The sequence below is a fragment of the Cupriavidus pauculus genome (assembly GCF_022179805.1).
Taxonomy (GTDB): Bacteria; Pseudomonadota; Gammaproteobacteria; order Burkholderiales; family Burkholderiaceae; genus Cupriavidus; species Cupriavidus pauculus_E.
Window position 1 is genome coordinate 370,147 of the sequence record NZ_BPUO01000002.1, and the last position, 15,037, is coordinate 385,183.

The 15,037-nt window shown below is 67.2% G+C and carries 12 protein-coding genes; 5 read left to right on the forward strand and 7 right to left on the reverse strand.

Features of this window, described 5'->3' with window-relative positions:
* Nucleotides 1-106: 106 nt before the first annotated feature.
* A complete protein-coding gene (gene pyk, locus MFF62_RS05310) occupies nucleotides 107-1,552 on the reverse strand; it encodes a pyruvate kinase (RefSeq protein WP_238260915.1) in 1,446 nt (481 codons plus the stop codon).
* Between the two features lie 74 nt (nucleotides 1,553-1,626).
* Nucleotides 1,627-2,823 (reverse strand): phosphoglycerate kinase, encoded by a 1,197-nt coding sequence (locus MFF62_RS05315; protein ID WP_238260917.1) that lies wholly within the window; start codon nucleotides 2,821-2,823, stop codon nucleotides 1,627-1,629.
* A gap of 700 nt (nucleotides 2,824-3,523) precedes the next feature.
* On the opposite strand from MFF62_RS05315, the gene MFF62_RS05320 reads away from it, so the two are divergent.
* On the forward strand, nucleotides 3,524-4,684 hold the full coding sequence (locus MFF62_RS05320; RefSeq protein ID WP_238260919.1) for a helix-turn-helix transcriptional regulator: 1,161 nt from the start codon (nucleotides 3,524-3,526) through the stop codon (nucleotides 4,682-4,684).
* Here the strand turns inward: MFF62_RS05320 and MFF62_RS05325 are convergent.
* From MFF62_RS05325 to MFF62_RS05345, 5 genes are all read right to left on the reverse strand, one after another.
* Nucleotides 4,681-5,004: an AzlD domain-containing protein gene (locus tag MFF62_RS05325; protein ID WP_238260921.1), complete on the reverse strand. Its 324-nt coding sequence runs from the start codon at nucleotides 5,002-5,004 to the stop codon at nucleotides 4,681-4,683. The two genes, MFF62_RS05320 and MFF62_RS05325, sit on opposite strands and share 4 nt — an antisense overlap.
* Nucleotides 5,001-5,807, reverse strand: coding sequence for an AzlC family ABC transporter permease (locus tag MFF62_RS05330; RefSeq protein WP_238260923.1), 807 nt, complete (start codon nucleotides 5,805-5,807; stop codon nucleotides 5,001-5,003). Before MFF62_RS05330 ends, MFF62_RS05325 begins: the two co-directional genes overlap by 4 nt.
* A gap of 215 nt (nucleotides 5,808-6,022) precedes the next feature.
* Nucleotides 6,023-7,342: an MFS transporter gene (locus tag MFF62_RS05335; protein WP_238260925.1), complete on the reverse strand. Its 1,320-nt coding sequence runs from the start codon at nucleotides 7,340-7,342 to the stop codon at nucleotides 6,023-6,025.
* A 32-nt stretch (nucleotides 7,343-7,374) separates the two neighbouring features.
* A complete protein-coding gene (locus tag MFF62_RS05340) occupies nucleotides 7,375-8,820 on the reverse strand; it encodes an amidase (protein WP_238260927.1) in 1,446 nt (481 codons plus the stop codon).
* Between the two features lie 389 nt (nucleotides 8,821-9,209).
* Nucleotides 9,210-12,143: a DEAD/DEAH box helicase gene (locus tag MFF62_RS05345; RefSeq protein ID WP_238260929.1), complete on the reverse strand. Its 2,934-nt coding sequence runs from the start codon at nucleotides 12,141-12,143 to the stop codon at nucleotides 9,210-9,212.
* A gap of 128 nt (nucleotides 12,144-12,271) precedes the next feature.
* Between MFF62_RS05345 and MFF62_RS05350 the strand changes: the two genes are divergently transcribed.
* The 4 genes from MFF62_RS05350 (at nucleotide 12,272) to MFF62_RS05365 (ending at nucleotide 15,025) form a co-directional block, all read left to right on the forward strand.
* A complete protein-coding gene (locus MFF62_RS05350) occupies nucleotides 12,272-13,192 on the forward strand; it encodes a branched-chain amino acid transaminase (protein ID WP_238260930.1) in 921 nt (306 codons plus the stop codon).
* 49 nt (nucleotides 13,193-13,241) lie between these two features.
* Nucleotides 13,242-13,436, forward strand: coding sequence for a zinc-finger domain-containing protein (locus MFF62_RS05355; RefSeq protein WP_238260932.1), 195 nt, complete (start codon nucleotides 13,242-13,244; stop codon nucleotides 13,434-13,436).
* A gap of 115 nt (nucleotides 13,437-13,551) precedes the next feature.
* Nucleotides 13,552-14,574 (forward strand): lipopolysaccharide heptosyltransferase II, encoded by a 1,023-nt coding sequence (waaF, locus tag MFF62_RS05360; RefSeq protein WP_238260934.1) that lies wholly within the window; start codon nucleotides 13,552-13,554, stop codon nucleotides 14,572-14,574.
* A 10-nt stretch (nucleotides 14,575-14,584) separates the two neighbouring features.
* Entirely contained in the window at nucleotides 14,585-15,025 is a 441-nt protein-coding gene (locus MFF62_RS05365) for a YybH family protein (RefSeq protein WP_238260936.1), read from the forward strand.
* Nucleotides 15,026-15,037: the final 12 nt, after the last annotated feature.

Below are 15,037 nucleotides of genomic sequence, written 5' to 3' on the forward strand. Positions count from 1 at the left end.
TGAATAAAAAAATGGGTATCTGATCGTTTTTATCGATGCCGCGCCGGGCAGGCTCGCGCATCCGTGGCGCGCCGTCCGTGCAGCGCGCCACACCGGACGTCAATCTCTACTTGAACTTGCTGCCGACCCTCACGATCTTCAGCGTGTTCGTGCCGCCGGCCTGGCCCATCGGCTCGCCGATCGTCAGCACAATGAAATCGCCATGCTGCACCGCGCCCTGCGCCAGCAGCAGCTCCTCGGCCTGCTCCAGCGCCTCGTCGCGGTCCGTGCTCGACTGCAGCGGCAGCGGCACCACATTGCGGTAGAGCTGCATCTTGCGCTGCGACGCCAGGTTGGGCGTCATGGCATAGATCGGCACGTGGATGCGGTGACGGCTCATCCACAAGGCGGTGGCGCCCGAATCGGTCAGCGCGGCAATCGCCTTCACGCCTAGATGATAGGCCGTGAACAGCGCACCCATGGCAATCGACTGGTCGATGCGCGAGAACGTCTGGTTCAGGAAATCGGTGTCGAGCTGCACTACCTCGGACTTCTCGGCTTCCAGGCAGATCGCGGCCATGGCCTCGACCGTTTCCACCGGATAGCGGCCCGCGGCGGTCTCGGCCGACGTCATCACGGCGTCGGTGCCGTCCAGCACGGCGTTGGCCACGTCCGACACCTCGGCGCGCGTCGGCACCGGGTTGACGATCATGCTTTCCATCATCTGCGTGGCTGTGATCGTCAGCTTGTTGGCTTCACGCGCCAGCCGGATCATGCGCTTCTGCAGCGCCGGCACGGCCGCGTTGCCCACTTCCACGGCCAGGTCACCGCGCGCCACCATGATGCCGTCCGACGCGCCGAGGATTTCCTCCAGCACGCCCGGGCGGATGGCCTCGGCACGCTCGATCTTGGCGATCATGCGCGCCTTGTGGCCGTGCGGCTGGCCGGCCACGTTGGCCAGCTGGCGCGCCATTTCCATGTCGGTGGCGTTCTTCGGGAAGCTCACGGCCACGTAGTCGGCGGCCAGCGACATGGCGGTCTTGATGTCCTCCATGTCCTTGGCGGTCAGCGCCGGCGCCGACAGCCCGCCGCCCTGGCGGTTGATGCCCTTGTTGTTGGACAGGTCACCGCCCACGCGCACCGTGGTGAAGATCTCGTTGCCGATCACGCGGTCCACGACCAGCACGATCAGGCCGTCGTTGAGCAGCAGTACGTCGCCGGGGCCCACGTCGCGCGGCAGGTCCTTGTAGTCCAGCCCCACGCGCTCCTGGTTGCCCACCTCACAGGTGGAATCGAGCACGAAGGCGTCGCCGGTCTTCAGCGTGATCTTGCCGTTCTCGAACTTGCCCACGCGGATCTTGGGGCCCTGCAGGTCGGCCATGATGGCCACCTCGCGGCCGCACGCGGCGGCGGCTTCGCGCACCAGCGCCGCGCGGTCGATATGGTCCTGCGCGGTACCGTGCGAGAAGTTCAGGCGTACCACGTCGACACCGGCCGCGATCATGCGGGTCAGCACGTCGAGCGTGCTGGATGCGGGGCCAATCGTTGCGACGATCTTGGTGGAGCGGCTCATTCGGGGTTTCCTGGGGTTCCTGCGGTTTCCGGATTCGGGCTGCGGGGCTGGGTGCCTGTCAGGGGCCGGCCGGCTCAGGCCGCTGCGCGCTGCTCCAGTACTTCGAACGCGGGCAGCTTCTTGCCTTCCAGGAATTCCAGGAAGGCGCCGCCACCCGTGGAGATGTAACCAATGCGGTCGGCAATGCCGTACTTGGCGATGGCGGCCAGCGTGTCGCCGCCACCGGCAATCGAGAACGCCTTGGACGTGGCGATGGCTTCGGCCAGCACCTTGGTGCCGTTACCGAACTGATCGAATTCGAACACGCCGACCGGGCCGTTCCAGACGATGGTACCAGCGGCCTTGAGCTGCTCGGCCAGCATCGCGGCGGTCTTCGGACCGATGTCCAGGATCATGTCGTCATCGGCCACGTCCTTGACGTCCTTGACCGTGGCGGCTGCCGTGGCGCTGAATTCCTTGGCGCAGACCACGTCCACCGGAATCGGCACCGACGCGCCGCGCGCGGCCATGATGTCGATGATGGTCTTGGCGTCGCCCACCAGGTCGGCCTCGGCCAGCGACTTACCGATCTTCAGGCCGGCGGCCAGCATGAACGTGTTGGCGATGCCGCCACCCACCACGAGGTTGTCGACCTTGTCGGCCAGCGACTTCAGGATGGTCAGCTTGGTCGATACCTTGGAGCCGGCGACGATGGCCACCAGCGGACGGGCCGGCTGGCCCAGCGCGCGGCCCAGCGCGTCGATTTCAGCGGCCAGCAGCGGGCCGGCGCAGGCTACGGGGGCGTACTTGGCGATACCGTGCGTGGTGGCTTCGGCGCGATGGGCCGTGCCAAATGCGTCATTGACGTACACATCGCAAAGCTTGGCCATCTTCTGGGCCAGCTCGTCGCTGTTCTTCTTCTCACCCTTGTTCACGCGGCAGTTTTCCAGCAGCACGACCTGGCCCGGCGCCACTTCCACGCCGTCCACCCAGTTCTGCACCAGCTTCACCGGCTTGCCCAGCAATTCGGACAGGCGCGCGGCGATCGGGGCCAGCGAATCCTCGGGCTTGAACTCGCCTTCGGTCGGGCGGCCCAGGTGTGACGTCACCATCACGGCGGCGCCAGCATCGAGGCAAGCCTGGATGGCCGGCACCGAGGCGCGGATGCGCGTGTCTTCGGTGATATTGCCTGCGTCGTCTTGCGGCACGTTCAGGTCGGCACGGATAAACACACGTTTGCCGGAGATTTTGCCTTGGGAAATGAGATCGGTAAGACGCAGGACAGAGGTCATGGCTATAAGAGCGGGGACTGGGCCGGCATACAGCCGTCCACAGAAAACAGGAAAACCGGCATTTTACCTGATCGCCGTTACGGATTTGCGCCCTTGCGGCCCGGTCCGGCCAACACATCACATCGCGATACGATAGAAACCCTACTTCGGTGGGGTCATCGTATCTTCCAAGACATTCGACGCTTCGGGTAATGTAGCCCCCTAATGTACCAAACATATGCAAATTCAGATAATCAGACTATTTTTGATAGTTTTGGTACAAAATTGCGATAACCGGCATAGACCGGTCATCACCATTCCCCCGGACGCGGCATAACGGACATGGGGGAAGGACCGCCGTAAGAATGCAAGGGGGTAGTCAGATGGAGCAAGCCGACATACACGGCATGCGCCGCGTTTTGCACAGGGGCATCCTCGCTAGCGCCACGTGCGGACAGCGCGGGCGCGTCCTGGGTGACAGCATCCATCCAGTCACCGAACCATCCACATCCCATGAATCGACATCCGGGCCGCTGACGGTGCGTGCCCGGCAATTTCGGCCAACCTCTGCGCACCACGGAGGCTGCCCCCCTTTCTTCCTGCTGCAGCACGTTTTCGACTGCAGCCCCGCAGCATCGACACCATCGACCCTCTGCAGGCCCGCGAGGCGCAGCGGAAACCATTCGTTTTGCGCGTCGCCACGGACAAGAAGGACTCACGGATGAAAGACAGTGAGCTGCACGAGACCATACGTGGTCTCTATCTCGGCGTATTCGAACCGCTGGCGTGGCAGCGCAGCCTGCATGCGTTGTGCGAAGCCAGCGGCAGCATCCAGGCGTCTCTCCTGGTGCTGGATACACGCCAGCAGACCGTAAGGGTGCGCCATATGGTCAATCGCGCGCCCGACAACCTAGCCATCCTGCCCCCGCCTTACCAGATTCACCAGGACATGCCGATTTCCGGCGCCATGCCAGTCGGGGGCTGGCACATCGACCGCCGCGACACGGCCGGTGCCGTGGTGGGGCACCAGGCCTTCCGGGGCGAGTCGTTCGACGATGTGGCGCTGACGTCGGTCATGGCCTGCCTGGTGGATCGCCGTGCGACGCACGAGATCTACCTGGCGCTCCAGCGGCCGGCCAGCGAGGAAGGCTATTCGGAGGCCGACGCACGCGCGCTGGACTGGGCCATTCCCCACCTGCGCGATGCCCTGGCCCTGCGCGACCGCACGCACGGCGTGGCCACCCAGGGCCATGTCTCGGCGGATCTGCTGAACCGCCTGCCGTTCGGCGTGATCGTGCTGACTGAAACGGGCAAGGTCCTGCTGGCCAACGCCGCCGGCGAGCCATGGACGCGCCGGCTGCTGCCGACCGAGCCCGCCGACCCGCTCGCGGTCAATGTCAATATGAATGGCAGTAGCTGGCGCCTGTCGCGCCCGTTCGCCGACGTGGTGCGGTCGCTGTGCGATCCCGGCACGCTGCAGCCTGCGCAGGCCATCCAGGCCGTTGGCGCCGATGGCCGTGTGGCGCAGATCGTGGCGGTGGCGCTCACGCAGCCGTTGTACCTGTCGTCGGAATGGGAGGGACAGCCGGTGCTGGTGGCCATCCATGAGAACAGCGGCCCGCCGCGCACCGCACCGGCGGTGCTGCGCGACCTCTATGGCATGACGCCGGCCGAAACCCGGCTGGCCATGCTGCTGACCAGCGGCATCGGCCTGCCCGATGCCTGCATGCAACTGGGCATCAAGCGCGAAACCGGGCGTTCGCAACTGAAGGCCATCTTCACCAAGACCAATACCAGCACGCAGGCCCAACTGGCCCACCTGCTGACCCGCCTGGGCAGCATCCTGGCGGAACCGGGCGGCCGCGCCGCCCACATCGTTTAGCCCAGCAGTCGCAGCGCGGTGTACACCGCCATGCCCACCGCGATCATGCCGACCATGCGTTTGGTCAGCACATAGCAAACGGTGGCGGCAATCCCGGCCATGAGCTTGTCGTTGCCGGGGCCGATCGTGAAGTGTCCCTCGAACGTCAGAAGGTCCGGCAGGATGATGGCAGCCAGCGCGGCAGCCGGCGCATAGCGCAGGGCGCGCTGGATGCGGTCCGGCACCGTCACACGCTCGCCCGCCATCAGGAACAGCGCGCGCGACAGCACGGTCACCACGGTCATGCCGAGGATGGCGATCCAGGTTTCAAGATGGCTCATGCCTGGTCTCCGGTCGGCTGGCCGCCCTTGCGGCGGGAACTGCGCCGGATGGTGCGCAACGTGGCGCGCGCCGCCATCTCGTCGCTGGCCATGCCGGCCGCGATGGCCGCCACCACAGCCAGCACCAGTGCCAGCCGGTATGGCAGGTCGAAGCACAGCAGCGCCACCACCGCCGACACCACCACGGCCATCAGCGTCGACCGCGAGTTGATCGTCGCGATCATCACCGGAATCAGCGCCAGCGTGCCCGCCAGCGCCAGGCCCCAGCTATCGGGAAACAGGCTGGCCAGCACGATGCCGATGATCGACGACACCTGCCAGGTGGCGCCGTTGATCAGCGCCATGCCCCAGAAATACCCTTCCTTGCCCGGCGCGTAGCCCGGCTCGGCATAGCGCTGCATGAAGTAGACAAAATGCAGGTCGCCGTTGAAGAAGCCCAGCAGCGTACGGCGCCACGCCGGCAGGTAATTGAAGTGAGGCTGCAGCGCGGCGCTGAAGATCACGAAGCGCAGGTTGACCACGGCCGCCGTGAGCCACACCGTCCAGATCGGCATGCCCGCCGCGAACAGCGGCAGCACCGCCAGTTGCGCCGACCCCGCGTAGACCAGCAGCGACATGCCGATGGCCTCGGGCACGGTCAGCGCCGATTTGCTCATGGCCACCCCGGTGACCAGGCCCCACGAAAATACCGCGGGCAATGAGGGCGCGAAAAAACGCGCGCCGTCGAGAAAGGCGTTGCGTTCCACCTCGGCAAAGCGATGCCAGAGGCGCAACCACACCGGAGACGACTGTCGGGGTGTCATGGCGAGAAGAGAAGAGACGGCCACAGCAGGCTGCCGGATGCGGCATCGCCGTGAAGAAATGACCATCGGCCACGCTAGACGCGTGGCCGATGGCGGAGCCCCATTATAGGGCCGCGTGGATCGCTGGTAAGCGGCGGCTTAATTGCGATCCCGCAAGTGTTGTTTCGAGGTCAAAGGCGCGCGTATCCGTCACCCGATCCGTCACCCATCGCACGTCACGCTGGCTTGCCGACGGGCTGGGTGGGCGAGGCGGGCTGGGCCGCCTCGTCGTGGCCATCGTCGCCGCCGCCACCGGCCTGCCCCAGGTCCATGCCCGAGGTCTCGGGCAGCAGGGCCGCCGACACCATCACGAGCGCGTAGCCCACGCCAGCCACCATCGCGATGCCCAGCGCCAGCGACGTGCGGCCGCTGTTGAGCCAGCCCACGGCCAGCGGGAAGAACGATCCGATCACGCGGCCCATGTTGTACGACACGCCGTAACCGGTGGCCCGGATGCTGCTGGGATACGACTCCGAGATCGTGGCGCCAATGCCCGAGAACACGCCCTGCATCAGCACGCCCAGCGGAAAGCCCAGGAACAGCATCGACGTGTTCGACACTGGAATCACCATGTAGATCATGGCCATCACGAACGCACCCGCGGCAAACGCGATGTAGGTCAGGCGGCGTCCCCAGCGGTCAGTGGCATAGGCCCCCGCCACATAGCCCACCAGCGATCCCAGGATGGTCACCGCCAGATAGGTGCTGGTGCCGAACACCGACAGGCCGCGCTCGGTCTTCAGGAACGTGGGCAGCCACGTGGCAATAGCGTAGTAGGCTCCCAGCATGCCGCCCGACAGCAGGCTGCACAGCAGCGTCTTGCGCAGCAGCGGCTTGCGGAACACGCGCGCCAGGTCGGCACCGGGCGAAACGGCCGCGCGCTCGGCACGGCTTTTCAGGAAGACTTCAGGCTCCTGCAGGTTGCGGCGCAGGTAGACCACCACCAGCGCGGGCAGGATGCCCAGGAAGAAGCACACGCGCCACGCCGTCTCGGGTTCGAACAGGTTGAACGTGATGGCATAGGCGATGGCCGCGCCGCCCCAGCCGAACGAGTAGCTGCTGGCCGTGAAGCCCGAGTACTTGCCGCGATGGGCAGGATTGCGGATCAGCTCGGTCACCAGCACCATGCACAGCGATGACTCCCCGCCAAAGCCCAGGCCCTGCAGCATGCGGAACACCATCAGCTGCTCTGGCGAATTGGCCATGCCGCACAGGAAGCACGACACCGCGAACACCAGGATCGTCCAGCGCAGCACGCGTACCCGGCCAAAACGGTCCGCCAGCAGACCCGCCCCCACCGCACCCACCAGCGACGACACCAGCGTCCACGTCACGATGGCGCCCGCCATCGACTTGCTCATGCCCCACTGCGCGAGCAGCGTCGAAATCAGGAACGAATAGATCATGAAGTCGAACACGTCGACCGCATGACCCAGGAACGCCCCATAGAATCCCTTGCGCTCCGCGCGCGACAACTCCTTGAACCAGTCCAGCATGATTGCCCTCCCCTAGTGCCTTTTTGTTGGATTCAACGCAGTCCCGCCGGCGGCCTGAAACCGTGGCCGGCGTCTTCCAGCAGTTGCGCGAACCGCAGCGACGTGAGATCGCCGTAGCGCCGCGCCACGATCTGCACGCCCACCGGCAGGCCATTGCTGGCGGGGCCGATGGGCGCGACGGTCGATGGCAGGCCGCACAGTCCCGAATGGCCTGCCCAGAACAACTGCGACGTCAGCGGCCAGGGCTGGCCATTGACGGAAATCGTGCGCTGCCACGGCTCGCCCTGTTCGTCGAGCGGAAACGCCGTGGTGGACGCGGCCGGACACAGCAGCACGTCGTAGTCGCCGAAGAAGCGATTCCAGGCCCGGGCGAACGCCTCGCGCGCAGGCTGCATCAGCAGCCAGTCGCGGTGGCTCAGCGTGGCGCCGGAGTACTGCAGCGTCGAGTAGTCGGCGTCGCTACCGGCCCCATCACCGGCGGCGGCGCGCTCTCGGGCATCGGCGAACGCGGCGTCGTCCAAATGCAGCGAGGTCGTGGCACGCAGCAGCAGTACATACGTTTGCCAAAGCTGCGCCGCGTCGAAATCGGGTCGGACATTCCAGGTCACCTGCGCGCCGGCCTGCCCGAGCCATTGCCCAAGCTTTTCGATGGCTTCGCTGACCGGGGCGTCGACCTCGGCCAGCGGGTGCGAGGGCAGCACAGCCACCCTGAAATCGGCCAGGTGCGTGTGGTCGCACGGCGGCAGTTCCAATTGCCAGGCCGGTGCCATGGCCGCGTCGGGGCCGGCGATGGCGCGCAGCACCAGTTCCAGGTCGCGCGCGCTGCGCGCCACCGGGCCGGCCACATTGATGTCCTGCTCGGCAAACCCGGACCGGGCATTGCCATGGCCGCACAGCGGCACGATGCCGTGGCTGCTCTTGTGCGAAAACACGCCGCAGTAGTGCGCGGGATTGCGCAGTGACGACCCGATGTCAGAGCCCACGTCGAAATAGCTCATGCCGACGCAGACTGCCGCGGCGCTGCCGCCCGAAGATCCGCCCGGCGTGCGCGTGGGGTCGTGCGGATTGCGCGTGGTGCCGTAGATCGCGTTGTAGCTCTGCCAGTCGCGCAGGCCCATCGGCACATTGGTCTTGCCCAGCAGCACGGCGCCATGTGCACGTAGGCGCTCGACCACCGCGGCATCGGCGGCGGCGCGATGCGTGGCGCGAGCCGGCACGCCGCACGTGGTGGGCCAGCCGGCCACGTCGAACGATTCCTTGATCGAAAACGGGACGCCATCGAGCGGTCCGCGCGTCCGGCCCGCGTGACGGCGCGCATCGCTCTGCGCCGCCGCCTCGCGCGCCGCCTCGAAATCGGCCAGCACCAGCGCATTGATCGTGCCGTGATGCGCGGCCCAGGCAGCCTGGCACGACGCCACCAGCGCCTGCGCCGTGGTCTCGCCGCGCGCCAACTGCGCGGCGGCTACATGGGCAGGCATCCAGCGGACATCTGGAAGAGACGGGTCGGGCAGGGTCACAGGGGCTCCGTTGTTGTCATGGGCTGACGGATGTCGGGCACGGCGGCGCCGGTCAGCTTGATGGGGGCGATTTCTGGAAGCTACGCTCGGTATACTATATTCAGCATTCGCTAAATCACAAGGCAGTATTTGTGCCAAGGCGCGCTGCACCGCAGCGAAGAGTGACTCTACGCGGCCATTGGCGCGCCATCGCTTGCAACATAAGGGATTTCAATGAGGGCAAGCAGGCGGAATTGCTGACGCGACCAAGTCAGAGCGCCCTTCCGGTTGCGATCCGCGTCTGTGCATTCGCACCAGAATCGGGATGAGTTTGTATACCGTTTGGTGCAAACGCGGAACAGGAGCCAGCGTCAGCGGCGCAGCAATCCCACGAGTTCGTCGATATCGGGCAGCACGGCTTCGCGGCCAACGGCTTCGTCCGCCGAGGCGTCGAGCACGCCCTCGGCCAGCGCGCGCTTGCCCTGGTGCAGGTCGACGATGCGTTCTTCGATCGTGCCCGCCGTAATCAGGCGATAGACCGTGACCGGCCGTTGCTGGCCGATCCGGTGCGCGCGTCCCATGGCCTGGTCCTCGGCGGCCGGGTTCCACCAGGGGTCAGCGATCACCACGTAGTCGGCAGCGGTCAGGTTCAGGCCGAAGCCGCCGGCCTTCAGGCTGATCAGGAAGACGTCGCCGTCGCCGGCCTGGAACGCAGCCACGCGCTTTGTCCGCTCGGCGGCTGGCGTGGCGCCATCGAGGTACTGGCAGGCCAGGCCCGCCTCGTCCAGCGGCTGGCGCAGCAACTGCAGGAAATCGACGAACTGGCTGAACACCAGCGTCTTGTGGCCATTGGCCGCCAGCGTGGCGGCCAGCTCGGCGAACGCGCGCACCTTGGCGCCCGGGTGGTTGGTCTCTGGCGTCACCAGACGCGGATCGCACGCCGCGCGGCGCATGCGCATCAGTTGCGCCAGCACGTGGATGCGCGCGTCGGGCTCGGGCAGCTTGGCGGGCGCGCGGCGATCCTTCTTCGGCCGCAGCAGCGCGCGTTCGGCTTCTGACAGTGCCTGACGGCGCAGCGCCTCGTAGTGCGCCGCCTCGGCCGGTTCGGGCGCCACGCGAATCACCAGTTCGGTACGCGGCGGCAGTTCGTCCAGCACCTGCACCTTGGTCCGGCGCAGCACGAATGGCACGATCATCCGGCGCAGACGCACGCGCGGATCGCGTGCGCCGTTGCGTTCGATCGGATTGGCGAAATGCTCGTTGAAACGCACCAGCGACCCGAGCAGGCCCGGATTGCAGAAGCGCATGACGGCCCACAGTTCCGCCAGGCGGTTCTCGACGGGCGTGCCGGACAGCGCGATGCGGCAGTCGGCCTGCAGCGCGAACATCGCCTGCGCGCGCCGCGCCGACGGGTTCTTGAACGACTGCGCCTCGTCGGCCACCACGGTGTGCCAGTGGCGCTCGCAAAACGCGCGGCGCGCCTGCTGCAGCAGGTTGTACGAGACGATCACCAGATCGCCGGCGCCGGCCTGCTCGACAATCGCCTCTCGGTCGCCTTCGGCATAGACGTGGACTTGCAGCGACGGCGCGAAGCGGCGCGCTTCGGCCGCCCAGTTGCCGCACACCGATGTGGGCGCCACCACCAGCGCGGCGCCCGCTCCGGCGCGCGCCAGCATCACCGCCAGCGACTGCAGCGTCTTGCCCAGCCCCATGTCGTCGGCCAGGCAGGCGCCGAACCCGGCATCGGCCAGCGACATCATCCAGCGATAGCCTTCCACCTGGTACGGTCGCAATTCGGCCACCAGCGTGGCCGGCACCACGGCATCGCGCTCACGCGCTTCACGCAGGCGGCGCACGCGGGTACGGAAATGCGCATCGGGATCGATACCCACGCCCGCCAGCGCATCGTCGAGCCATGGCGTGGCCACCAGCGGCACGCGGATGCCGTCGCGCACGCCATCGCCCACGGCGGCCAGGTCGCGCAGGCGCTCGCGCAACTGGCGCGTCAGCGCCACGTACACGCCCTGCTCCATCGGGATAAAGCGCCCGGCATGGCCATGTGCCCATGCCACGAGCTTTTCCAGCGACAGCACCAGGCCCTCGGCCACCTGCAGTTCGCCCACGAGCTTGAACCAGTCGCTACCCGCCTGCTCCACGCTGATCGCCAGTTGCGGCAGATCGGCCGACAGCACACGCAGTTCGCGCCCGCGCGGCCATTCCAGGTCGATCACGCCGCGCAGGCCGGGCAGCGTTTCAACGGCGGTCAGCGCGTCCTCGGGGTCGTCCAGCGTCCAGTTCAGCTCGCCGCTCCCCGGCGCCTGCTGCACCAGGAACGGCAGCGCATCGAACACCTCGGCCACATGGGCCTGCTCGGCATCGAGATCGCGGCGAGTGGACACCGTCTCGCCGCCCAGCGTCGCCATCAGTTGCGCGCGGCCATGGCCCGGCGCCAAGCGCGGCCCGACCGGCCCCAGCGGCGTCACCACCAGCCGCAGGCTGATGCCCCGCCCCACCGGCGCCACTTCGGCACGCAGCCGCGATTCGGGATCGCGCTCGCGTGCCTGACCGGAACTGTCGGCATGGATCTGGAAATGGCCGGCCAGCGCCCGCAGCGTGCTGTCGAGCCGCGCCTGCGCGGTGGCGGGCACCGTCAGGCCCTGCGCGATCCACTTTGCGGCCTCCTGCTGGGCGGCCGTGAAGCGCACCACGCGTAGCCGGCGGGCGCCGTCCTGCAGCACCGTGACCAGCCGCAGCGCTTCGGCCTCCTGCTTCGCGGCGGCGGGCAGGAAGTCTTCCATCGACTTCGGCGCGCGCATCGGCGGCACGATGCGCAGCGTGAAACGGTCGCCGTCGCGCACGGCCTCCAGCGCGGGCGCCGCTTCCAGCACTTCCATCGGAATGGTGGGGGCATGCGCCAGCACCACGGCCGGATGGCCGACCAGCGCGACGATGGCGGCCGCGCGGTCCAGCACGAGCCGCCGGTTGCGTGAGGTGTCGCGCCGGATCGCTCGTGCCACGCGGTCATCCCACGGCGGGAGGGTGTCGTCGTCGGCCACGCGGGCCAGCGTCACCGGGCGCGGCTTGCCCCAGCCACGGGCGCCCCACGCCTGCTCCAGCGGCTCGATCGTGCCCACCTCGCCATCGGCGTCGAAGGTGATCGCCCAGAGCAGGCGGTGGCCCGCGCCGGCCGCGTCCGGGGTCGGCGCGTCGCCTGCCAGCGCTTCCAGGGCGCCCAGCGCGTCGCGCCAGCGGTCGTCGCCGGTGGATTCGTCGGGTTCGGAGAGGATGGGAGCGGACTGGGGCACGCGCGGCGCGGGTCGGTAAAGAACGTGCGATTGTAGAACGGCATCCCCCGCCAGCCGCGTTGGCACGCAGGGCCCCCCGGCTTACAATGACGCCTTTACGACTTTTGTTGGTGCAAAGGGAGACAACCATGTCGATGGCGGATCGCGACGGCAAGATCTGGATGGACGGCAAGCTGATTGAATGGCGCGATGCCAAGATTCACGTCCTGACGCACACCCTGCACTACGGCATGGGCGTTTTCGAAGGCGTACGCGCCTACAAGACCCCCGAAGGCACCGCGATTTTCCGCCTCAAGGAGCACACGCGCCGACTGTTCAATTCGGCCAAGATCTTCCAGATGGCCATGCCGTTCGATGAAGCCACGCTCGAAGCCGCGCAACGCGAGGTGGTACGCGCCAACAACCTGGAGTCGTGCTACATCCGCCCGCTGGTCTGGATTGGCTCGGAAAAGCTGGGCGTCTCGGCCAAGGGCAACACCATCCACGTGGCCATCGCCGCGTGGCCGTGGGGCGCCTACCTGGGCGAGGAAGGCCTGGAGCGCGGTATCCGCGTGAAGACGTCGTCGTTCACGCGCCACCACGTCAATGTGTCGCTGGTGCGCGCCAAGGCCAGCGGCTACTACATCAACTCGATCCTGGCCAACCAGGAAGCCACCGGCCTGGGCTACGACGAGGCGCTGCTGCTGGACACCGACGGCTACGTGAGCGAAGGCTCGGGCGAGAACGTGTTCGTGGTGCGCAATGGCGTGATCTACACGCCGGACCTGGCCTCGTGCCTGGACGGCATTACCCGTGACGCCACGCTGACGATTGCCCGCGACCTGGGTATCGAGGTGCGCGAAAAGCGCATCACGCGCGACGAGATGTACTGCGCGGACGAAGCGTTCTTCACCGGCACCGCCGCCGAAGTGACGCCGATCCGTGAACTGGACGACCGCGTGATTGGCGAAGGCCGCCGCGGCCCGGTGACCAAGCGCATCCAGGACGCGTTCTTCGCGGCCGTGGGCGGCACCGACGAAAAATACAAGAAGTGGCTGACGCTGGTCTGATCCGGCGCGGTCCACAATCCATCCATCCCTGCAAGACCATCGCAATACCATGACGCAAACTGCAACCGTCGTCGAAATCGGCGCTGAAGACATTCCGCTGCACTGCCCCACCGGCAATACGCCGGCCTGGAACTACCATCCGCGCGTGTTCCTGGACGTGGTGGACACCGGTGAAGTGCGCTGCCCGTACTGCGGCACCGTGTACAAGCTCAAGCCGGGCAGCGTGCTGAAGGGTCACCACTGACCCGCCCGGCCCACGCCACTTCCCGCCGCTTTGACCTGACGCCCCGGGCCGCCCAGCGCCCCGGGGCGTTGCCATGCCCGGGTACACGAAGAAGGGCCACGCAATACCCACTTTCATGAGAAAAGCCCTCGTTATCGCCCCCAACTGGATCGGCGACGCCCTGATGGCGCAGCCGCTGTTCGCGCTGCTCAAGGCGCGTCATCCGCGCCTGGTCATCGACGCGCTGGCCCCGAAATGGGTCGCTCCCGTGCTGGCGCGCATGCCCGAGATCAGCCAGGTGTTTCCGAGCGACCTGGCGCACGGCAAGCTGCAGCTCAGCGCGCGGCTGATGTTCGCGCAGCAGCTCAAGCACGAAGGCTACGACGTGGCCTATGTGCTGCCCAATTCGCTGAAGTCGGCGCTGATTCCGTTCCTGGCGGGCATTCCGCTGCGCATCGGCTATCGCGGCGAGGCGCGCTTCGGCATGCTCAACGTGCGCCACGCCAATCCGCCGCGCGATAAGCGCCCGCCGATGGTGGAGCACTACGCACGCCTGGCGCTCAAGCCCGGCGCGCGCCTGCCCGAATCGATTCCCGACCCGCAACTCAAGGTGGACCCGGCGCGCATGGCCGCCACGGCCCAGCGCTTCGGCATCGCGCCAGGCACTCGCGTGATCGCGTTCTGCCCCGGCGCGGAATTCGGCCCGGCCAAGCGCTGGCCCGCCGCGCACTTCGCAGCACTGGCGCAGATGCTGCGCCGGTCGTACCCGTACGCGCAGATCGTGACGCTGGGCTCGGCCAAGGACGCGGAGATCGCGGACGAGATCGTCCAGGGCGCGCCGTTCGTGCGTAATCTCTGCGGCCAGACGTCGCTGGACGATGCCGTGGACATGCTGGCGCTGTCAGAGGCCGCCGTCTGCAACGATTCGGGCCTGATGCACGTGACCGCCGCGCTGAACCGGCCCCAGGTGGCCGTCTATGGTTCCAGCGACCCCCGCCACACGCCCCCGCTGTCACAGGCAGCGAGTATCATGTGGCTTCAACTCGAGTGCAGCCCCTGCTTCAAGCGCGAGTGCCCGCTGGGCCACCTGCGTTGCCTGAAGGAGATCGAACCCGAAATGGTGTTCGTCGAGCTACGCAAGCTGCTGCACCGCCCCTGACCCGACCACCATGCCTCGTTTCGCCCGCCTGTTCGATTCCGCCGAAGACATCGTCGATGCCTTCCGTGAAGCCATGAAGTTGCGCGATGCCGATGGCGCGCTGCGACTCTGGCTGGACGAAGACTCGGTCACCTGCGTGATGCCCGACGGCCAGCGCCTGATCGGCCATGAAAACCTGCGCCAGGCATTTGCGCAGCTGCTGGAAGAGCAGCCGGTGCTGATCGATGCCATCGAGACCAGCAGCCATTCGTCGCTGGGCGTGTCGATCTTCGACGTCACCGAGGCGCTGCGCTTTGGCGAAGGCCGCGTGGAAGCCGACCTGTTCGTGCACACCACCTACGTGCTGATGCAGAACCACGAGGGCTGGCGCCTGGCGCATATCCACTGCAGCCCGGCCAACGCGGTGCAGGTGGCCGCCGTGGCCGCCGCGCCGGGACAGGCCCTGCACTGACCGCAGTGCAGG